Source organism: Sphingomonas sp. 2R-10, assembly GCF_030062225.1.
Classification (GTDB): domain Bacteria; phylum Pseudomonadota; class Alphaproteobacteria; order Sphingomonadales; family Sphingomonadaceae; genus Sphingomonas.
In genome coordinates, this window is sequence record NZ_JASCXF010000052.1 from 1 (window position 1) to 19,316 (window position 19,316).

Genomic DNA, 19,316 nt, shown 5'->3' on the forward strand with positions numbered 1-19,316 from the left:
TTCCGACGCCTCGTCAAAGACTACGAACGTTACGCCGAAACACTCGCAGGACTTCACATCGTCGCCTTCGCCTGCCTCATGATGAAACAGGCCGCTGCACTCGCTGATGGTTCATAACAGCCTCTAGGAAGAACCAAGACCCCGGATCGAGTCGAGACCTCTGCAAAAGCCCTTAACCCGTACCCCGGCGAGGCGTTGGCTCTGTTCGAGATTTTCGCAGAGGTCTCGATCGAGTCCGGGGTGACGATATGCGCGTGGATGTCGATCGGCCCCGCGAAACAACCGATTGCCTCGGTCGCCTCTGGACCCCCGCCCGCGCGGGGGTACGGTCGGGGGCGGTGGGTCGACGTCTCGATCCTGTCCGGCATCCCGCCGGGTGGCGCGCCGTCTATCCCCGCCCCAGCCGGCGCGACAGGGTTTCCTTCAGCACCTGCCGCCGGAGCATCCTGTTCGTCGTGCCGGGGGCGCTCCACCACCAGCCGTCGGCGTGACACGCTTGCGCCGCCCTGACGAAGCGCGCCACGACCTCGGCGAACGCCGCGTCGTCATAGTTCAGGCTGAAGATCAGGCGGCCGGTGCCGACCCAGCTGAGCGCCAGCCCCTCGGCCCGGCAGTAATATTGCAGCATCCAGTTGTAGCGCGACGGCACGGTGTAGAGGATCGTCCATACCGTCTGCATCCCCGCGGCGCGCACCGGCAGGCCGGCATCCGCCATCGCCGCATTGAAATGGGCGAGGCGCGCGTCCCAGCGGGCTGCGACGCCGTCGTACATCGCCTGCACTTCCGGCGAATCGAGGCGTTCGAGGAACACGTCCATCGTGCCCATGACATAGGGGTGCGCATTGAAGGTGCCGCGCGCGAAGCAGATGTCGGCGGGCGCTTCGGGGCGGAAACGGCGCATCAGGTCGGCGCGGCCGCAGACGACGCCGACCGGCAGGCCACCGCCCAGCGTCTTGCCGTAGGTCACCATGTCGGGGCGGACGCCGAACGCCTCGGCCATGCCGCCCTTCGCCAGACGGAAGCCCATGAACACTTCGTCGAAGATCAGGACGATGCCCGCCTTCGTGCACACCTCGCGCAGGCGCACCAGCCAGTCGCGATACGCGGCGCGGTCGAGCTGCGCGCTGCGGCTGCTGTCGACCAGCGTGCCGTCGGACGGTGCGCCCTTGTTCGGGTGCATCGCCTGCAACGGGTTGACCAGCACGCAGGCAATGTCCTTTCGCGTCGCCAGCACGTGCAGCGTCCGGTCGGACAGTTCGGAAAGGGTCAGCGTGTTGTCGGCGGGCGTCGGGTTGCCGATGCCCGGCTGCACATCGCCCCACCAGCCATGATAGGCACCGGCGAAGCGCACCACCCGGCGGCGGCCGGTGTGGTAGCGGGCGAGGCGTACCGCCTGCATCACCGCTTCGGTGCCGGACATGTGGAACGACACCTCGTCCAGCCCGCTGATCGTGCGCAGCCGGGCGACATTGCCGGCAATGACCGGGTGATAGGTGCCGAGCACCGGGCCGAGGCCGGCGACACGGGCGGCCCCTTGCGCGATGCAGTCCCGGTAGAAATCGTGGCCGAACAGGTTGACGCCGTAGGAGCCGGCGAGGTCGTAGAAGTCGTTGCCGTCGAGATCGGTGACGGTCACCCCCGACGACGATGCGTAGAAGGCGCCGGTCGCGAGGCGTTCGCGGACCTTCGCGCTGAACTGGAACGGCACGCGGTAGCGGCCGGTGAATTGCAGGTCGGACAGCCCCTCGCGCAGGTCCTTCGTCGCGGCGACGGTCTTCGCGAATCGCTCGGCATAGAGTGCGGACAGCCGTTCGAAGCCGGCGCGGCGCTGGTCCGCGATATCGGCTGGCGCATCGTCGGCGGCGAAGAAGCGCGCATCGTCATAGTCGTAGAACGCGATCTGGCGCGCGATCCGCTGGCCCCAGCGGACATGGCCGGTGAGCGAGCCGTGCTTGGCGCGACTGAGCGCGATACGGGCGCGCCCCTTCGTGGCGGCGAGAAAACCGGCGGTGCCGGCGGCGAGCACGAGGGCGATGGGCGACATGACTGACGCGAATATGACCCGATGAGGTAATATTGATGACGGCCATGGACCGTACCGCCCCCTCCCCCATCGCCCGCGTCATCGCAAAGCTGACCGCATTCGAATCGCTGAATTATGCCGCGACCAACTGGCTGCCGCGCCGGACGCTGACGCGGGCGATGGGGCGGTTCAGCAAGGTCGAGCAGCCATGGATCGCGCGTGCGTCGATCGCGGTGTGGCGGACATTCAGCGACGTCGACCTGTCCGATGCGGCGGAGACGCGCTGGCCGTCGATGCATGCGTGCTTCATCCGCCGGCTGCGGCCCGGCGCGCGGACCTTTGCCGCGCGCGCGCATCAGCTCGCCTCGCCGTCCGACGGGATCATCGTCGCCAGCGGGCGGATCGACGACGACAGCATCGTGCAGGCCAAGGGCAAACGCTATTCGGTCGCCGAACTGACGGGGGGCGAGGGCGAGGCGTATCTCGGCGGCAGCTTCGTGACGCTGCGGCTGACCGCCGGCATGTATCATCGCTTCCATGCGCCGCAGGACGGGCGGGTCGACCGGGTGCGCTATTTCCCCGGCGACTGTTTCAACGTCAATCCGCCCGCGCTGAAGCGGGTCGACCGGCTGTATTGCCGCAACGAACGCGCGACGGTGCGGCTGCGGCTGAACGACGGGACGCCGGTGCTGCTGGTGCCGGTGGCGGCGATCCTGGTCGCGGCGATCCGGCTGACGTTTCTCGATACGGTCAGGCTGCTGCGCGAGCGAGCCGGGCCGGTCGCGACGTGCGACGCGCCGCTGGTGCAGGGGGATGAGATGGGGTGGTTCGAACATGGATCGACCATCGTCATGCTGGTGCCCGCGCCGTTCGTACCGGCGCAGGGCGTGGCCACCGGCGACCGGGTGCGGGCGGGCGACGTGCTGTTCGAACGGGGGATGGTGGAGGATATCTGACGTCCGGTCGTCGCGACCGAACCATGCCTCATCCCGGCGAAGGCTGGAATTTCCCCGTGATAGCATGGGACAAGGGCCGCTGGATGCCCCAGCCTTCGCCGGGGCGACGGTTTTGTCGAGGCGGGACTTGCGGAAGGGTTGCGTTCCATCCCAGCCCCGCGCCACTGTGCAGATGATGAGGGGAGACGGAATGGCGGACATCATCGACGCGCATCTGCATGTGTGGCGGATCGATGCGCCGTTCCATGGCTGGCCGGAGGTGGCGGACGGCGGGCTGTATCGCAGCCATTCGCTGGACGATGCCCGCGCGGCGATGGGCGATGCGCCGGTCGGGCGGGTCGTGCTGGTGCAGGCGCAGACCGACGATCGCGAGACCGACTGGATGCTGGACTTGGCCGAGGCCGATCCGTGGGTTGCCGGCGTGGTCGGCTGGGTAGCGCTGGATGATCCGGGGGCACCGGCGCGGATCGCGGCGCTGGCGCAGCGGCCCAAGCTGCTGGGGCTCAGGCCGATGTTGCAGGCGATCCCCGAAAGCGACTGGCTGCTGCGCGACGATGTGGCGCGGGGCGTGGCGGCGATGTTCGCGGGCGGGCTGCGGTTCGATGCGCTGGTGCAGCCGCGGCATCTGGACGTGCTGGCGACGTTCGCCGATCGCTGGCCCACGCTGCCGATCGTGATCGACCACGCCGCCAAGCCCACCCCGCCAGGCGATGCCGGCTGGGCGACGGGAATGGCGGCGCTGGCGACGCGGCCGAACGTCTGGTGCAAGCTGTCGGGGCTGCGCACCGAACAGGCGGCGGGGGACGATCCGCTGGCGCTGGGCGGCATCGTCGAACGGGTGCTCGGCTGGTTCGGGGAACGGGTGCTGTGGGGCAGCGACTGGCCGGTGCTGTCGGCGGCGGGCGATGGCTATAGCGACTGGCTGGCGACGACGCGGGCGTTGACGGCGGGGTTGTCGGACGACGCGCGGGTGCGGTTGATGGGCGGCGCGGCGCGGGCGTTTTACGGGGTGTAGCGGTACGCCACCCGTACCCCGGCGGAGGCCGGGGTCCGGTTGCGGCACGGTGGTGGTTCCTAACGGGCGTCCCCCAACTGGACCCCGGCCTCCGCCGGGGTACGGGTAGTTGTTGCGCAGGTTTTGCTCCACCCTTCCAAAACGCCCGCGTCGCCCGCTACAAGCACACCCAACTCGAAGAGGAATTGCCATGGTTCGTTCGCTGGTCGCCGCGTTGCTCGGCTCGTGTCTTGCCCTGCCCGCGCTGGCGCAGACCGCGCCGGTCGCGCCGGTGGCGGTCGCCGCCCCGCAGCGCGATCCGGGAGCGAATGCCCGCGTGCGCTATGACGTGTCGTTCCCGCAGGCGCAGCATCACCGCGCGCGGATCGCGGCGACATGGACCGGGGTGCCCGCCGGCCCGCTCAGGGTACAGATGTCGCGGTCGTCGCCGGGGCGCTATGCGATCCACGAGTTCGCCAAGAACGTCTACGACGTCAGCGCCACCGACGGCGCCGGGCGGCCGTTGAAGCTGACGCGGACCGATCCCTATGGCTGGAGCGTCGACGGGCATGACGGGACGGTCGTCGTCACCTACACGCTGTACGGCGACCGGGGCGACGGCACCTATGCGCAGATCGACGCGAGCCACGCGCACCTGAACATGCCGGCCACGTTCCTGTGGGCGACCGGGTATGACGCGCAGCCGATCCGGGTGCGGTTCCAGAGCCCCGACCCGACGTGGAAGGTCGCGACGCAACTGCCCGCCGCCGATACGCCCGGCACCTTCTGGGCGCCGAACCTGCAATATTTCATGGACAGCCCGACCGAGCTGTCGAACCACATGGTTCGCGAATGGCAGGAAGGCGGCAAGACCTTCCGCCTCGCGCTGCATCACGACGGCACCGCCGCCGACATGGACCGCTTCACCGAAAAGGCGAAGAAGGTCGTGGCCGAGGAGATCAGGATCTTCGGGGCGCCGGCCGCGTACGACTTCGGCACCTATACCTTCATCGCCGATTACCGTCCGTCGATCGCGGGTGACGGGATGGAGCATCGCAATTCGACGATCATCACCGACCGGCGGTCACTGGCGGAGGCGAAGGACGACCAGCTCGGCACGCTGGCGCACGAGTTCTTCCACAGCTGGAATGTCGAGCGGCTGCGCCCGCGCGAGCTGGAGCCGTTCGACTTCACCCGCGCGAACCCGACGCCGTCGCTGTGGCTGGCCGAGGGGTTCACCAGCTATTACGGGCCGCTGGCGATCCGCCGCGCGGGCCTCGCGTCGGTCGACGAGTATCTGGGCGAGATGGGCGCGATGGTGAACGGGGTGGTGAACAGCCCGGCGCGGATCGCGGCACGGATCAACGCTTCGCCGCAGGAGATGAGCCTGCGCGCGCCGTTCGTCGACGCGGCGACCGCGATCGACCCGGTCGAGCCGAATATCTTCGTGTCCTATTACCCCTATGGGGCGGTCATCGGCCTGTTGCTGGACCTGCAGTTGCGCCAGCGGTTTCCGGGCAAGACCCTCGACGATTACATGCGGCTATTGTGGGCGAAGCATGGCGCGACCGAGCGGCCCTATGCCCCCGCCGACCTGCGCGCGGCATTGGCCGAGCTGACCGGCGACCGGGCGTTCGCCGACCAGTTCTTCGACCGGTCGATCGAGGGCAGCTTCCTGCCCGATTTCACCCCGCTGCTGGAACAGGCCGGGCTGGTGCTGCGCGCCGCCGCGCCGGGCAAGGGCTGGATCGGGCGGAGCAATGCGGCACAGGACGAAAGCGGCGTGACGCTGATGCTGTCGCCGGCGCAGAACACGCCGCTGTTCGCGGCCGGCATCGATCGCGGCGACACCATCCGGTCGATCGGGGGGCAGCCGGTCACGACGACCGCCGGATGGGATGCGGCGGTCGCGGCGCTGAAGCCCGGTGCGGCGGTGGAACTGCGCTATCGCCAGCGCGGGATCGAGCGGACGGCGACGCTGACCCCGGCGGCCGACCCGACGCTGGAGATCGTGCGCGGCGAGACGGTCGGGCGCGTGCCGAGCGCCGCGCAGCGGACGTTCCGGGCGAACTGGCTGGGCGCGGAATAGGCGGCATGCGGCTGTGTGCCGATGTCGGCGGGTCGTTCGTCGACATCGCGGCGTTCGACGAGCGCGGGGCGATCGGCTGGCGCGCGAAGCGGCCGACGCCGGTCGGCGACTGGGCGGCGTTCGTCGCGCTGTTCGCCGACGCGCTGCGGGCGGTGCCGTGCGCGCGGGTTTCGATCGCGACCGCCGGACTGGTCGATCCGGCGAACGGCATCGTCACCACCGCTAACATCGCCTGCATCCACGGACGGACGCTGGCCGACGACCTGGCCGCCGCGCTGGGCATCCCGGTGCGGGTGGTCAACGACGCCGATGCATTCGTGCTGGCGGAGGCGACGCTGGGCGTGGCGCAGGGACATGACCGGGTGTTCGGCATCATCCTGGGCACCGGGGTCGGCGGCGGGCTGGTCGAACACGGGCGGATCGTCGGCGGGCGCGGCGGGCTGGGCGGCGAATGGGGGCATGGACCGGTGGTGCAGTCCAGCCGCGTCGCGCCGGACGCGATGCCGGTCTTCGCCTGTGGCTGCGGACGGCGGGGGTGCCTCGACACGATCGGCAGCGCGCGCGGGATCGAGCGGCTGCACGCGTTCCTGCACGGGCACCCGGCCGACAGCATCGCGATCACCCGCGGCGCGGCGGCGGGCGAGCCGCGGGCAGTGGCGACGGTCGACTACTGGTGCGATCTGGTCGGCGGGCCGCTGGCGATGCTGCTGCACGCGCTGTCGGCGACCATCGTGCCGGTCGGGGGCGGGCTGGCCAATGCCGGCGGGCTGATCGCAGCGCTCGACGCGCGGGTGCGGGCGAACCTGCTTGCCCCGACGACGACGCCGATCGTCGTGCCGGGGCGGCTGGGCGAGGACGCGGGCCTGATCGGCGCGTTCGTCGCGGGGACATGACCCCTACCGTTCGTCCTGAGTAGTCATTGAGCCTGTCGAGATGACGTATCCAAGGACCGCCAACGATGCTTCGATACGGGTCTTCGACACGCTCAGCCCCTACTCAGCACGAACGGTTTATGGGAGCCAACCCGATTTTACCGGCGATAGCCCGGGCGGTTGTTGCGGTCGCGCTTGTCGACACGGACCTTGTACGCCAGCGCGTCGAAGCGGCGGTCGAGGTCGCGGCGTTCCTGCATCGACAGGCCGTTCGAGCGGCGATAGCGCTGTTCGAGCTGGGCGATCTGACGGAATTCGCCGCGCAGGTTGACCGCCTCGCGCCGGCTGAGCGATCCGTTGCGGATGCCCTGGTCGATGCGGCGTTCGATCTGCGCCTGGCGCTGGTTGACCGACTGCCACGGCTGGGCGGCGGCGGGCAGCGCGGTCAGGGCGACACCGAGACCGGCGAGCATCAATGCGAACTTCTTCATCCCTCTTCTCCTCTTTCGAACCATCAGGGTCGACAGCGAAGATGGTGGACGCGTGTCGCAGGCGTTTGTCGCAAACCCATGGAAATTGTGCCGAATTGTCGCGGGGGCGGCGGGTTCGTTCATTTTTCGATACCAGACGCTCTGCCCCATTCCCAGTCGCGCACGTCACCCCGCCGAAGGCTGGGGTGACGCTTGTGGCCAAGGAGATTCAGGGCAGCCATTCGCCTAAACCGGCAATCCCCTGGCGCGCAGGATCGGGGTCAGCACCTTCTCCATCGCGGCATAGCCCGCCGGCGTCGGGTGGACGCCGTCATCGGCATAGCCCGGTCGCATCGCGCCGGCCGGCGTCGCCAGCGCCGGGGCATAGTCGACAAATGTTGCGCGGCTCTTCGCCGCATAGTCCCTTGCCCACGCATTGATCGCGCGGATCGGTGCGACGGTGGCGAGGCCCGGTCGCCACGGAAAGCCGTCCGCCGGCGGCACGCTGGCCAGCAGCACGCCGATGCCGGCGTCTCGCGCGATCATCACCATCATCGCCAGATTGTCGTGCGTCTGTTCGGGGCTGATCGGCCCGGTATTGGCGGCGATGTCGTTGGTACCGGCCATGATGTGCACATATTTCGGGCGATGCGCGACGACGTCCGCCATCATCCGCAGCACCATCTGCGGCGTGGTCTGCCCGCTGATTCCGCGCCCGACGCGGCCGGGGCGGAAGAAGGCGGGCCGGCTGCCGCGCCAGCCTTCGGTGATCGAATCGCCCATGAACACGATGTCGGTTTTCACACCCGACGCGGCGAGCGCGGCATTGTCGGCGGCATAGCGGCCGAGCCACGGCCAGTCGGTGGCGAGCTGGCGCTGGTGCTTCACCTCCCAGCTTTCCTCCTGCGCGGCGTGAGACGCGGCGGGCAGCAGCGCGGCCCCGGCGGCGAGGCCGAGGAAATGGCGACGATCGGGGGTCATAGCGATCCTTGCAGGCGGCAGATTTCGGGGCGGATGTCGCCCTCGCGCGGGGTAGCGCCGCGCGCGTCGAACAGGATGTTGGCGGGCTTGCCGCGCGCGCTGCGCGCCCATGCCGGGCGGCCGTCGCCATTGGGATCGCCGGTGGTGGCGAAGGCGACCCAATAGTCCTGCATCGATACCGGACCGACCCGGCGGTCGTTGAAGATATAGTCGATCTCGGCCGCATGGGTCGTCTGTCCCGCGCCACCGTCGCGGGCCATGTCGAACTCGTAGCGCCAGACCGGCCAGTTGCGGGTCGCCAGCAGGTTGGCGAGCGCGCCGGCGGGGCAGCGGAAGGTCGCGTCGGTCGCGATCTGCTGGTCGCGGGTGCCGAGCCGGGGATGCGGCAGCGGGTCGGCCTCGTCGAGCCGGTACCACGTCCGCGCCCCTTCGGCGTTCGCGCCGAACGACAGGTCGACGAACCCGTCGCGCGCCGGTCGGCCGCCCGGCAGGTCGAGTTCGAGGACGTTGCTGCCGAGGATCACCGGCCGCCTGGGTGCGGTGACGAACAGCCGTTCGGGCGTGTCGGGCAGCACCGCGCCGTCGATCGTGGTGCGCAGGTACAGGTAATCGTCGGCGGTCAGCTTCGCATCGTGGAGCTTGAGGTCGGCGGCGAGCAGCGCGGCGGGCGATGCGGTGCGCAGGGACGCGCTGCCGCGGGTGCCGAGCAGCACGTCGAGCTGGTCGCCGATGCGGAACGCTTCCTTGAGCGGGCGCCATGGCAGGCCGAAGCCGGGGGTGCCCGATTCCATCGCCGCCCTGGCGAACAGCCCGCGCGCCAGCGGCGATGCGAGCAGCAGCGACACGTCCTGCGACCCGGCGCTCTCCCCTGCGATGGTGACGTTGTCGGGATCGCCACCGAACTTGGCGATGTTGTCGCGGACCCAGCGCAGCGCCGCGATCTGGTCCATCAGCCCGTAATTGCCGCTGTTGCCGCCCGCTTCGCCGGCAAGGGCGCGGTGCGGCAGGAAGCCGAAGATGCCGAGGCGATACTGGATGGCGACCACCACGACACCACGCTTGCCGATCGACGACAGCGCCATGTCGCCCGCCGATCCGGCGCGGTTGCTGCCGCCATGAATCCACACGATCACCGGGCGCTTGCCGGTCAGCGCCGGCGTGGCGACGTCGAGCGTCAGACAGTCCTCGCTGGCGAAGACATGGTCGGCGCGGTTCCAGCCATAGTCGTTCTGGAGACAGGCGGGCGCGCGGGCGGTGGTGGCGCGGATGCCAGTCCATTCGACCACGGGCTGCGGTTCGCGCCAGCGGTTCGCGGCGATCGGCGGCGCGGCGAAGGGGATGCCGCGGAACACGGTGCGGTCGGGCGCGGCGCGGCCCTCGACGATACCACCGGACACGGAGACGCGCGGGGAGATCGGCGCGGCGGGGGTGGTGGCTTCCTGTGCGGTGGCGGAAGTTGCCACCAATGCGATCGTTCCCGCCAGTATCGCTAACGCTCGCATTGCTGTTCCCTGCCTGTTGTGCCGGCTTTCCTACCCCAGCGGCGAGCGATGTAAATCCTCCCCGGCACGGGGAGGGGGACCGTCGCCGCAGGCGACGGTGGAGGGGGATGGCCGCGCAATACAACCGTGCCGTATGCCGACACCCCCCTCCACCATGCTGCGCATGGTCCCCCTCCCCGTGCCGGGGAGGATCTCAGCGCGGACAGGTCTGCGTCACGTCCGCCGTCGTGCCGAGCGTGACGCGGGCGATGCTGACCGTCAGCGTGCCCTCGGTCGCGAGGATGAACGGCGAATCGACCTTGCCCATGTTGACGTTGCCGCCGAAGCATTTGAGCGGCACGCCCAGCGTCTTCCACTGGCCGACCGGCAGCTTCTCCATGCGGCCGAGCGCCACCTGGCCCCCGCCGGGGCCGCTGCGCAGCGACAGGGTGACCGGCCTGGTCGGGGCGGCATCGACGCGCATCGTCGCGAGCAGCAGGACGTCGCCATTGGTCTGGCGCGTCAGGTCGACCGGCGACTGGGTGCTGAGCGAAATCTGCGCCGGGCCGCTGCCGTCGATGGCGAAGCGGCGCGCACCTTCCTGTACGCCGTAATCGGTCGCGGTGACCTTCACCCGGCCGCCGCCCGACTGCGCGGGTACGGTGGTGACGCGGGTATTGCCGCCGGTGCCGGCCCCGCCGACCTCGAGCGACCATGCGGTCGCCGGCAGGCCGCGGTCCATGAAGGTGTCGCCGGCATCGACGTCGGCGACCTTCGCATCCTCCGACAGCGCAGGCACCGTCGTCCGGCTGGCGCCGGTCAGGCCGTAGCCGAGCGGGAACTGGGTCGGGCCGGTCGCATCGGCAGTCGCCGGCCACGCGAAGGACAGCGTGCCGGTGAAGTCGCGCTTCGCCTTGCCGCTGCGGTCCCTGAGCAGCACGTCGGCAACGCCCGCGCCTTCCGATCCGGGCAGCCATGCGACGACGAAGGCGTCGGCGGCGTTGATCGCGGCGTTCACGAACAGCGGACGGCCGGTCAGCATGACCGCGACGACCGGAATCCCCTGCGCCTTCAGCTTCTTCATCGTCGCGATCGGCCCACGCTGTTCGGGGCGCAGTTGCAGCGTCTTGATGTCGCCCTGGAACTCGGCATAGGGCGTCTCGCCGAACACGACGATCGCCGCATCGGGCTTGGCCCCGGTGAAGCTGCCATCGGCCGACAGCGTCGCCGTGCCCCCGGCCGCCTTCGCCGCCGCGTCGATCCCCTTGTAGATCGTCGTCGCGCCGGGGAAATATTTCGGGTCGATCCCCGTCCCCTGCCATGTCAGCGTCCAGCCGCCCGACTGGCGCGCGACGTCGTCGGCGCCGTCACCCGCGACCAGCACCCGTGCGCCGGCCTTGATCGGCAGCAAAGAGCCGTTGTTCTTGAGCAGCACCAGCGACTTCGCCACCGCCTCGCGCGCGATCGCGCGGTGTTCGGGGCTGCCGAGCAGGTCGAACTTGCCCGACAGCGGACGCGACGACGGCTTGCCCGCCTCGAACAGCCCGGCGCGCAGCTTCACGCGCAGGATGTTGCCGACCGCATCGTCGAGGCGGGCCATCGGGACTTCGCCCGACTTGACCTGCCTGACGAGGTTTTCCCAGATCGGCTTCCAGCTGTCGGGCGCCATGTACATGTCGAGCCCGGCGTTGATCGCCCGCGCGCACGACGCATTGGTGCAGCCCGCGACCTGGCCGTGCGCGTTCCAGTCGCTGACGATGAACCCGCCGAAACCCATGCGCTTCTTGAGCACATCGGTCATCAGCCCCTTGTGCCCGGTGATCTTTTCCCCGTTCCAGCTGCTGAAGCTGGCCATCACCGTCTGCACCCCGGCGTTGATCGCCGAGACATAGGGCGTGCCGTGGATGTCGCGCAGCACGGTTTCGGAAATCTTCGCGTCGCCCTGATCCTGTCCGCCGAACGTACCGCCGTCCGCAAGGAAGTGCTTGGTCGAGGCGAGGACGTAGGGGCCCTTCAACTGGTTGGTCGAACCGGGCGCGCCCTGCAGCCCCTCGATGAACTGGGTGACGTAGCTGGCGACCAGCTTCGGATCGGACGAATAGCCTTCGTACGCACGGCCCCAGCGCAGGTCCTGCGGCACGGTGATGGTGGGCGCGAAGGTCCATTCGATGCCGGTCGCGCGGATTTCGGCCGCCGTCGCCTGCGCGATCTTCCGCATCAGCGCGGGGTCGTGCATCGCGCCCAAGCCGACATTGTGCGGGAACAGCGTCGCGCCGACGATGTTGCTGTGGCCGTGGACCGCATCGGTGCCCCATATCACGGGAATGCCGACGCCGCCGCCGCTCTTGTCGACCGATGCCGCATAGAAGCGGTCGGCGAGCTTCAGCCATTCCGACGCCGGCGCGAATTCGTCGTTGTTGGGCGCGGAATTGCCGCCGTTCAGCACCGAGCCGAGGTGATAGCGCTTCACATCCTCGGGCGTCAGGCTGGCGATATCGCCCTGAACGACCTGTCCGACCTTTTCCTCCAGCGTCATCCGCTTGAGCAGGTCGGCGATGCGCGCCTCGATCGCCGGATCGGCCTTGTACGGCCACGTCGCCTGCGGCCAGATGTCCGGATGCGCCGTCGCGGCGGGTGCCGGGGCGGGCACCGTTTGTGCCGTGGCGGGAAATGCCGCGGCACCGACCAGCGCGGTGCACAGCAGGAACGTCGTAACCGGTTTCATCGCATCGCTCTCCCCATCGTGCGCCCGACGACGCACGTGTCTTTATACTCCGTTCGGAAAATCCGACAGCGTTGTCAACGCCTGACGCCACGGTTTTTGAAATTCATGTTTACGATTGAACCGCCATCGTCGCTGGTCCACGCTGCATCCGACGAAGCGACGGCGCCCGAGCGCCGCACCGGGAGATACCACCTTGCCCCCCTTGTTCCCTGTTGCCGCGTGGGGCCACGCGTGACCGACGACCGCGCGCCGATCCGCCTGTCGGGCACCAACCTGGAACGCGCCGCCGACCATAACCAGCGAGTCACGCTGCACGCGATCCGCGTGTCGGGATCGCTGACCCGTATCGACCTTGCCAACATCACCGGGCTGACGCCGCCGGCGATCGCCAACATCACCCGCCGCCTGCTGGGCGAGGGGCTGGTGCAGGAGGCAGGTCAGCGGCGCGGCGGACGCGGACAGCCGCCGACCAAGCTGGTGGTCAATCCCGCCGCCTGCTACGCGATCGGCATCAACGTCGACCGCGACCATGTGACGATCGTGCTGGTCGATTTCGCTGGACAGACGCTGGCGCGCGCCAGCCGCGAGGTCGATTTCGCGATGCCCGACGACGTCGCCGCCTTCTACCGGTCGGCGGTCGAGGGGCTGATCGCGGAGGCCGGTATCGATCGCCAGCGCATCGTCGGCATCGGCGTCGCGCGGCCCGACGATCTGGGCACCGTCGACCTGCCCGGCCGGCCCGACGCCTATACCATATGGGAGGGCGCCGACATGGCCGCGTTGTTCGGCGAACCGATCGCCCTGCCCGTCTTCGTCGAGAACGACGCGGCGGCGGCCGCGATGGGCGAATTGCAGCTGGGGCACGGCCAGCATCATGCCAGCTTCTTCTACATCCTGATCTCCTCGGCGCTAGGCGGCGGCCTCGTCCTTGACGGCAGCTATTACCGCGGGGCTCAGGGACGCTCGGGCGAGCTCGGCTTCCTGCTCGGCACCGACGGGCGCGGTGGGCAGACGCAGATACAGCATACCGTGTCGCTGTCGGGCCTGTCGCATCCGCTGCGCGATGCCGGCTTCACCCTAGCCGACATGCTGGGCGGGCGTGCCGACGATCCGGCGCTGCTGGCGTTGGTCGATGCGTGGATCGACGCATCGGTCGAACGGCTGGTCGAGCCGCTGACCGCGATCAACTGCCTCATCAATCCGGCTGCGATCTTCGTTGGCGGGCGGTTGCCGGGCGCGCATGTCGACACGCTGGCCGAACGGATGAACGCACGGATGCGGGTCGCGGCGACCAACGTCCCGGCGCTGGCCCCGGTACGCCGCGCGATGCTGGCCGAGGACGCGCCGGCGGTGGGCGCGGCGATCCTGCCGTTCAGCCATTTCCTGCTGCCCAGCGCCACCGCGCTGTGGAAGGCGGAAGAGGGCGCCTGACGCGTAGGGACGGACACGGCGTTCACGCGCCTGTTACCCGCGCGAAACCCGGGTCACGATCCTTCGCGACGGCAGTAGAAGGCGGGACCCCGGATCAGGTCCGTGGCAAGTTCGACTGGAACCGTCCGTCGTGGCCGGGTGATCGCGCGATGCGCGGCAGTGCGGGCGAGGCGCCGCCCGCCTTGAACGCCGCCACCAGCGCCAGCTCGAACCGGGTGCCGCAGCCGCCGGCCGCCGATGGGGTGGCCGGATCGGGTGGCTGGACAGGGTTCGGCATCGGGTTCGCCTCCGGTCTGGATATCGGATACCGTCGCAGAAGTAGGTTAAATCGTGGTTAGCGGTTTGCGGGGAGGAACGGACGATGCGAAAGCTGGCGATCGCGGGCATCATGATGGTGACGGCTGTTCCGGTGGCGGCGGCACCGACGCAGGACGTCGCGGTCGCGGCGCTGATCGACCGGTTCGACGCCGCGCGTGCCGCGTTCGATCCTGCCGCCCTCGGCGCGACACTGGCACCGGACTATGTCGAGATTTCGCCGGTCGGCACCGTCGATCCGCGTGCGGCGGTCCTGACATTCTACCAGCCGGCGGCGAAGCGCATAGCGCCGCCGATGACCGTCGACGAACGGATCGTGCGGGTGTCGGGGACGTTGGCGGTGGTCAGCGAGCGCAAGACCATGGCGCTGCCGAACGGTACCGTCCGGGCGCTGCGGATCGGCTATGTCGCGCGGCGCCGGGGCGGCACATGGCAGTTGGTTTCGGTGCAATATACGCCGATCCCGCCCGCGCGCTGACGGTACGGTGCACTCGCCGCGCAATTCCGATTTCGATTTGCGCTTTGTCCCGAATCCTGCGACGTTTATGCCATATTTATCGGTGACAAGGGTTTTGGGGGATGAACATAGCTTTCGATCCGGCGACGCGCGGCGGCGCCGTGCCGCTGGCGGGGATCGAACTGGGCGGTACGAAGTGCGTCTGCACCCTCGCCTCCGGTCCGGGCGAGATCCTCGCGCAGGAAACGGTGCCGACCGGGCACCCCTCGATCACCCTCCCCGCGATCGCGGCGGTGTTGCAGCGCTGGTGGGACGATGGCGGCTTTGCCGCGCTGGGCATCGCCAGCTTCGGTCCGGTCGACCTCGACCCCGCCTCGCCGACGTGGGGCCATATCCTCGCCACGACCAAGCCCGACTGGCCGATGACCGATATCGCGGGCACGCTGTCGGCGATGTTCGACGTGCCGAGCGCGTTCGACACCGACGTCAACGGCGCCGCCTTTGCCGAGACCTTGTGGGGCTGTGCGCAGGGGCTGGACGATTTCGCCTATGTGACGATCGGCACCGGGGTCGGCGTCGGGCTGCTGGTCAATGGCAAGCCGACGCGCGGGATCGGCCATGCCGAACTCGGCCACCTGCGGGTGCCGCGGCTGCCCGGCGACACGCTGCCCAGCGGCTGCCCGTTCCACGACGATTGTGTCGAGGGGCTGGCATCGGGGACCGGGATCAAGGCGGCGCTGGGGGACGTCCACGTCTCGACGCTGGCTGCCGACCATCCGGTCTGGGACCGGGTTGCGTCCGCCATCACCGCGATGTGCCATGCGATGGTGTGCACGACGGGACCGAAGCGGATCGCGATCGGCGGCGGCGTGATGAACAAGCAGCCACACCTGCTGGCGCGGATCGAACCGGCGCTGCGCGCCAGCATCAACGGCTATCTGCCGCTGCCGGAGCGCGACTATGTCGTGGCACCGGCGCTGGGCGATCAGGCGGGGCCGCTGGGATCGATCGCGCTGGCGCAGATCGCGCTGGGCGAGCGGGTCGCGGCGTAGGGAACGATGCGAAAGGACGTCGCCCCTGCACGGGCCGGGGCGACGTTCGGGGCTGACCGGTCAGCGTGCCATCGATACCTGATTGCCGGCGCCGGCGATGCTGACGCGCGGCTTGGTGCGGTCGGGGGTGCGGTAGACCACGGTATTGCTGGCGCCGCGGATCGTCACCGTTGCCCTGGGCGCGAGGTCGATCGTCACGCGGTTGCCCGCCCCCTCGATCAGCAGCGCGGTGCAGCGCCCGGTCACCGTTGCGGTGTTGCCCGCGCCGCGAATCGTCGCGCTGCTGCCGGCGCAGTCGATGTCCTGCCGCGCGCCGGCCCCTTCATACTGGCTCTGCGCCGACACGGTGGCGGGCAGGGCAAGGGAGGTCAGCAGCAGGGCGAACTTCACGACGGCCATGGTATCTCTCCGATAAGGTCGGGCGCGAGCCTAGCCTGATTACGGCAGCGAAACCATGGCCGTCGTCGTGGCGATCAATGCAGGCTCTTCGCCGATGCGACGTTGCGCGTCGCGGTCCGCCCTGCGGCGAGCGCGAAGCCGCACAGCGCGGCATAGCATAGCGCCGGCACGACGAACGCCGGGCCATGCCCGACCGCGCCCGACACCAGCCCGACGATCAGCGGGATCACCGCCCCGCCGAAGATCGCGGTGCACAACAGGCCCGATGTCGCCGCCTCGCTGGCGCTGGAGCGTTCCAGCGTCAGGGTGAAGATGACCGGGAACATGATCGAGTTGAACAGCCCGATCGCCAGCGCGACGAAACCCGCCCCGACCCCGCCGACCAGCGCGACATACAGGCACATGGCGACGGCGATGCCGGTGAACAGCGCCAGCAGCTTGTGCGCCTTCACCTTCGACAGCAGCACCGATCCGATCGCACGGCCGACCATCGCGCCCAGCCAGTAGAAGGCGACCGCCTTGCCCGCTTCCTGCAACGATACGCCGGCGACGCCGTCGCTGCCCATCGCCAGCCCCAGCAGCGGCACGCCGAACGCGGCGTCCGACACGCCCCATACGGTGTCGCCGTTCAGGAACAGCGCCATCTGCGTCCCGATCGCGACCTCCGCACCGACATACAGGAAGATTGCGCCCGCGCCGAGCACCGCCCAGCGCGACGAGAAGGCATCGCGCAGCAGCGCGCCGGGCGAGGGCACGTCGGCCGGCGCGTCGGGCACCGCCGCCGACACGACCTTGCGGCTGAGGAAGAAGAAGACGGCGAGCGCGGCGATCAGCCCCGCGATCCAGAAATAGGCGCGGTCGATCCCGGCCAGCGCCCCGGCGCGCACCGCCTCGGTCAGCACGGTCCCGTCCTTGACCTCGACCCCTTCGAGGAACAGGCTGGCGCCGAGCAACGGCCCCAGGAAGGTGCCGAACGAATTGAACGTCTGGCTGAGCGTCAGGCGGAAATGGCTGAGCTTGGGATCACCCAGCGCGGCGGCCAGCGGGTTCGCCGCGACCTGCAGGATGGTGATGCCGGCCGCCAGAATGAACAGGCCGAGCAGCACGATCGGGAACACCGCCAGGTTCGCCGCGACCAGCATGGTCAGGCAGCCGACGATCATGGTGACCAGCGCGAACAGGATCGAGGGCACCGCCTTCAACCGGCCGAGCAGGATCGCGGCGGGCATCGAGATCAGACCATAGGCGAGGAAGAATGCCGACGCGGCGAACTGCGCTTCGAAATCGGTCAGGGTGAAGATGCCCTTCACCGCCGCGACCAGCGGATCGATCAGCGAGGTGATGAACCCCCACGCGAAGAACAGCGTCGTGACGGCGGCGAATGCCAGCCCGGTAGTGGCGGAACCCGCCCGTGTCTGTGCCAAAGCGGCCTCCCCTTCTCAAACCTTGTCGGACTTAATCGACTATTTGCTTGCGATATTGGTCCGGTCGCCGAGCGGGGGACCGATGTCAAGAAATTGGTAAGGTTTGGAGTGGTGCGGCCGCTGTCGCTCACCCTCCCCGTCACCCCAGCGAAGGCTGGGGTCTTCTGCGGCTAGGCGCGCGCTGTATAACGGGGAAACCCCAGCCTTCGCTGGAGTGACGCGATTGGTTGCGGCGGATTACCCCAGCCGCGCCACCATGTCCGCCGCCAGTTCCGACAGCGTATCGTCGCGCGCGCCCATCACCACGATGCGGTCGCCTGCCTGCGCCTGTTCCACCAGCAACGCCGCCGCCGCCGCCCGGTCGGGGATGTGCCGTGCCGGCGCGCCCAGCGCGGTCAGGTCGGCAACGATGTCCGCGCTGGTCACTTCGCGCGCCACGGTGCCGCCGCGATAGACCGGATCGGGCAGCACCAGCAGGTCGTCGGCGTGGAGCTGGCCGGCGAACATCGCCACCAGTTCGCGGCGCATGACCTTCAGCGGACCATAGCCGTGCGGCTGGAACAGCAGCAGCAGGCGCCCGGACCGGCTGCGCAGCGTGGCGATGGTCGCGGCGATCTTGTCGGGGTTGTGGCCGAAATCGTCGATGACCGCGACCCCGCCCGCTTCGCCCACCAGCTCGAACCGGCGTTTCAGCCCCGAAAAACCGGCGATCGCGCGCACCGCGTCGGCGACCGGCACGCCGGTAGCGGTCACCGCGCCGATCGCCGCCAGCGCATTGGCGACATTGTGCCGCCCCGGCACCGCCAGCCGCACCGCATGCACCTCGCCCGCGACTACCAGCTCGAACCGGCTGGCAAAGGCATCGAGGTCGAGCGCGCGTGCGACCAGATCGGCCTCGCCCTCGACCGCGAAGGTCGTGCGCCTGTCCGTGGCGATCGTGTCGGCCAGTGCCCGCGCCTCGGCATCGCCGACATTGACGACCACCCGCCCGGCCCGTGCCGCGAAGCCGCCGAACAGCGCGCGCAGTTCGTCGAGCGACTTGTGGTCGAGGCTGACATTGTTGAGCACCGCGACCTGCGGGTCGTAGAATGCGATCGACCCGTCGCTTTCGTCGACCTCGCTGACGAAGGCATCGCCCCGCCCCACCAGCGCGCTGGCGAAGGGGCGGTCGGACCGCGCGAAATCCTTCATCACCGCGCCGTTCATCACCGTCGGATCGCGGCCGAGCGCGTGGAGGACATAGCCGATCATGCCGGTGACGGTCGACTTGCCGCTGGTCCCCGCCACGCCGATCGACAGCGGCGCGGCGTTGAACAGCCGGGCGAGCAGTTCGGCCCGGCCCAGCCGCTCCGCCCCGATGGCGTCGGCCGCGACGATATCGGCGACGGTCGGTTCGATCGCGGCAGAGGCGACGACGATCTGTTCGGCCGACACGATGCCGCTGCCGTCCTGCGGGAACAGCGCGATGCCGAGCGCGCGCAGCGCGTCGAACTTGGCGGGCAGGCTCGCCTGGTCGAGGCTGCGGTCGGAGCCGGCGACGGTCGCGCCGCGCCCGGCGAGGATCATGGCGAGGGGCATCATGCCCGACCCGCCGATCCCGACGAGGAAGAAGGATTTGCCGTACAGCATCGCGTGGCGCTATCGGGG

The 19,316-nt window shown here is 69.4% G+C and carries 16 protein-coding genes and 1 pseudogene; 8 read left to right on the forward strand and 9 right to left on the reverse strand.

The features are described 5' to 3' along the window. Window positions 1–117: pseudogene (locus QLH51_RS18020) on the forward strand (IS5/IS1182 family transposase); the annotation flags it as partial. 271 nt (window positions 118–388) lie between these two features. On the opposite strand, the gene QLH51_RS18025 reads toward QLH51_RS18020, so the two are convergent. Continuing rightward, on the reverse strand, window positions 389–2,044 hold the full coding sequence (locus QLH51_RS18025; RefSeq protein ID WP_125655881.1) for an aminotransferase class III-fold pyridoxal phosphate-dependent enzyme: 1,656 nt from the start codon (window positions 2,042–2,044) through the stop codon (window positions 389–391). A gap of 44 nt (window positions 2,045–2,088) precedes the next feature. Here QLH51_RS18025 and asd point away from each other — a divergent pair, with 44 nt between their 5' ends. The 4 genes from asd (at window position 2,089) to QLH51_RS18045 (ending at window position 6,955) form a co-directional block, all read left to right on the forward strand. Next, entirely contained in the window at window positions 2,089–2,979 is an 891-nt protein-coding gene (gene asd / locus QLH51_RS18030) for an archaetidylserine decarboxylase (RefSeq protein WP_125655884.1), read from the forward strand. A gap of 190 nt (window positions 2,980–3,169) precedes the next feature. Continuing rightward, entirely contained in the window at window positions 3,170–3,994 is an 825-nt protein-coding gene (locus tag QLH51_RS18035) for an amidohydrolase family protein (protein WP_125655887.1), read from the forward strand. A 190-nt stretch (window positions 3,995–4,184) separates the two neighbouring features. Then, the gene (locus QLH51_RS18040) at window positions 4,185–6,062 is read left to right on the forward strand and encodes a M61 family metallopeptidase (protein ID WP_125655890.1); all 1,878 of its coding nucleotides are present in this window, start codon (window positions 4,185–4,187) and stop codon (window positions 6,060–6,062) included. 5 nt (window positions 6,063–6,067) lie between these two features. Continuing rightward, window positions 6,068–6,955 carry an ROK family protein gene (locus tag QLH51_RS18045; RefSeq protein ID WP_125655893.1) on the forward strand — a complete coding sequence of 296 codons (888 nt, stop codon included), beginning with the start codon at window positions 6,068–6,070 and terminating at the stop codon, window positions 6,953–6,955. 137 nt (window positions 6,956–7,092) lie between these two features. Here the strand turns inward: QLH51_RS18045 and QLH51_RS18050 are convergent, their stop codons facing one another. The 4 genes from QLH51_RS18050 to QLH51_RS18065 all read right to left on the reverse strand — a co-directional run bounded on the left by QLH51_RS18050 (window position 7,093) and on the right by QLH51_RS18065 (window position 12,591). Next, window positions 7,093–7,425, reverse strand: coding sequence for a hypothetical protein (locus QLH51_RS18050; RefSeq protein WP_125655896.1), 333 nt, complete (start codon window positions 7,423–7,425; stop codon window positions 7,093–7,095). A gap of 225 nt (window positions 7,426–7,650) precedes the next feature. Then, a complete protein-coding gene (locus QLH51_RS18055; protein WP_125655899.1) occupies window positions 7,651–8,385 on the reverse strand; it encodes a GDSL-type esterase/lipase family protein in 735 nt (244 codons plus the stop codon). Then, window positions 8,382–9,848 (reverse strand): carboxylesterase/lipase family protein, encoded by a 1,467-nt coding sequence (locus QLH51_RS18060; RefSeq protein WP_164516093.1) that lies wholly within the window; start codon window positions 9,846–9,848, stop codon window positions 8,382–8,384. The genes QLH51_RS18055 and QLH51_RS18060 overlap by 4 nt, the downstream gene beginning before the upstream one ends. 232 nt (window positions 9,849–10,080) lie before the next feature. Further along, window positions 10,081–12,591, reverse strand: coding sequence for a glycoside hydrolase family 3 protein (locus QLH51_RS18065; RefSeq protein WP_125655905.1), 2,511 nt, complete (start codon window positions 12,589–12,591; stop codon window positions 10,081–10,083). A gap of 231 nt (window positions 12,592–12,822) precedes the next feature. Here QLH51_RS18065 and QLH51_RS18070 point away from each other — a divergent pair, with 231 nt between their 5' ends. Beyond that, entirely contained in the window at window positions 12,823–14,022 is a 1,200-nt protein-coding gene (locus tag QLH51_RS18070) for an ROK family transcriptional regulator (protein WP_206428898.1), read from the forward strand. A gap of 94 nt (window positions 14,023–14,116) precedes the next feature. Here the strand turns inward: QLH51_RS18070 and QLH51_RS18075 are convergent, their stop codons facing one another. Next, a complete protein-coding gene (locus QLH51_RS18075; protein ID WP_125655911.1) occupies window positions 14,117–14,299 on the reverse strand; it encodes a hypothetical protein in 183 nt (60 codons plus the stop codon). An 84-nt stretch (window positions 14,300–14,383) separates the two neighbouring features. Here QLH51_RS18075 and QLH51_RS18080 point away from each other — a divergent pair, with 84 nt between their 5' ends. Together QLH51_RS18080 and QLH51_RS18085 are read left to right on the forward strand one after the other, a co-directional pair. Then, window positions 14,384–14,815 carry a nuclear transport factor 2 family protein gene (locus tag QLH51_RS18080; RefSeq protein WP_206428899.1) on the forward strand — a complete coding sequence of 144 codons (432 nt, stop codon included), beginning with the start codon at window positions 14,384–14,386 and terminating at the stop codon, window positions 14,813–14,815. Window positions 14,816–14,916: 101 nt separating this feature from the next. Beyond that, a complete protein-coding gene (locus QLH51_RS18085; protein ID WP_125655914.1) occupies window positions 14,917–15,846 on the forward strand; it encodes an ROK family protein in 930 nt (309 codons plus the stop codon). Between the two features lie 60 nt (window positions 15,847–15,906). Here the strand turns inward: QLH51_RS18085 and QLH51_RS18090 are convergent, their stop codons facing one another. From QLH51_RS18090 to QLH51_RS18100, 3 genes are all read right to left on the reverse strand, one after another. After that, window positions 15,907–16,245, reverse strand: a complete 339-nt coding sequence (locus tag QLH51_RS18090; RefSeq protein ID WP_125655917.1) for a DUF3060 domain-containing protein — start codon at window positions 16,243–16,245, stop codon at window positions 15,907–15,909. Between the two features lie 74 nt (window positions 16,246–16,319). After that, window positions 16,320–17,669, reverse strand: a complete 1,350-nt coding sequence (locus QLH51_RS18095) for an MFS transporter (protein ID WP_125655920.1) — start codon at window positions 17,667–17,669, stop codon at window positions 16,320–16,322. Window positions 17,670–17,906: 237 nt separating this feature from the next. Further along, window positions 17,907–19,298 (reverse strand): UDP-N-acetylmuramate--L-alanine ligase, encoded by a 1,392-nt coding sequence (locus QLH51_RS18100; protein WP_125655923.1) that lies wholly within the window; start codon window positions 19,296–19,298, stop codon window positions 17,907–17,909. Between the last annotated feature and the right edge of the window lie 18 nt (window positions 19,299–19,316).

Excerpts from the sequence above, each read along its gene's own strand:
- QLH51_RS18025 (WP_125655881.1), bottom strand. The coding sequence starts at position 2,044 with ATGTCGCCCATCGCCCTCGTGCTCGCCGCCGGCACCGCCGGTTTTCTC.
- asd (WP_125655884.1), top strand. The coding sequence starts at position 2,089 with ATGGACCGTACCGCCCCCTCCCCCATCGCCCGCGTCATCGCAAAGCTG.
- QLH51_RS18035 (WP_125655887.1), top strand. The coding sequence starts at position 3,170 with ATGGCGGACATCATCGACGCGCATCTGCATGTGTGGCGGATCGATGCG.
- QLH51_RS18040 (WP_125655890.1), top strand. The coding sequence starts at position 4,185 with ATGGTTCGTTCGCTGGTCGCCGCGTTGCTCGGCTCGTGTCTTGCCCTG.
- QLH51_RS18045 (WP_125655893.1), top strand. The coding sequence starts at position 6,068 with ATGCGGCTGTGTGCCGATGTCGGCGGGTCGTTCGTCGACATCGCGGCG.
- QLH51_RS18050 (WP_125655896.1), bottom strand. The coding sequence starts at position 7,425 with ATGAAGAAGTTCGCATTGATGCTCGCCGGTCTCGGTGTCGCCCTGACC.
- QLH51_RS18055 (WP_125655899.1), bottom strand. The coding sequence starts at position 8,385 with ATGACCCCCGATCGTCGCCATTTCCTCGGCCTCGCCGCCGGGGCCGCG.
- QLH51_RS18065 (WP_125655905.1), bottom strand. The coding sequence starts at position 12,591 with ATGAAACCGGTTACGACGTTCCTGCTGTGCACCGCGCTGGTCGGTGCC.
- QLH51_RS18075 (WP_125655911.1), bottom strand. The coding sequence starts at position 14,299 with ATGCCGAACCCTGTCCAGCCACCCGATCCGGCCACCCCATCGGCGGCC.
- QLH51_RS18080 (WP_206428899.1), top strand. The coding sequence starts at position 14,384 with ATGCGAAAGCTGGCGATCGCGGGCATCATGATGGTGACGGCTGTTCCG.
- QLH51_RS18085 (WP_125655914.1), top strand. The coding sequence starts at position 14,917 with ATGAACATAGCTTTCGATCCGGCGACGCGCGGCGGCGCCGTGCCGCTG.
- QLH51_RS18090 (WP_125655917.1), bottom strand. The coding sequence starts at position 16,245 with ATGGCCGTCGTGAAGTTCGCCCTGCTGCTGACCTCCCTTGCCCTGCCC.
- QLH51_RS18100 (WP_125655923.1), bottom strand. The coding sequence starts at position 19,298 with ATGCTGTACGGCAAATCCTTCTTCCTCGTCGGGATCGGCGGGTCGGGC.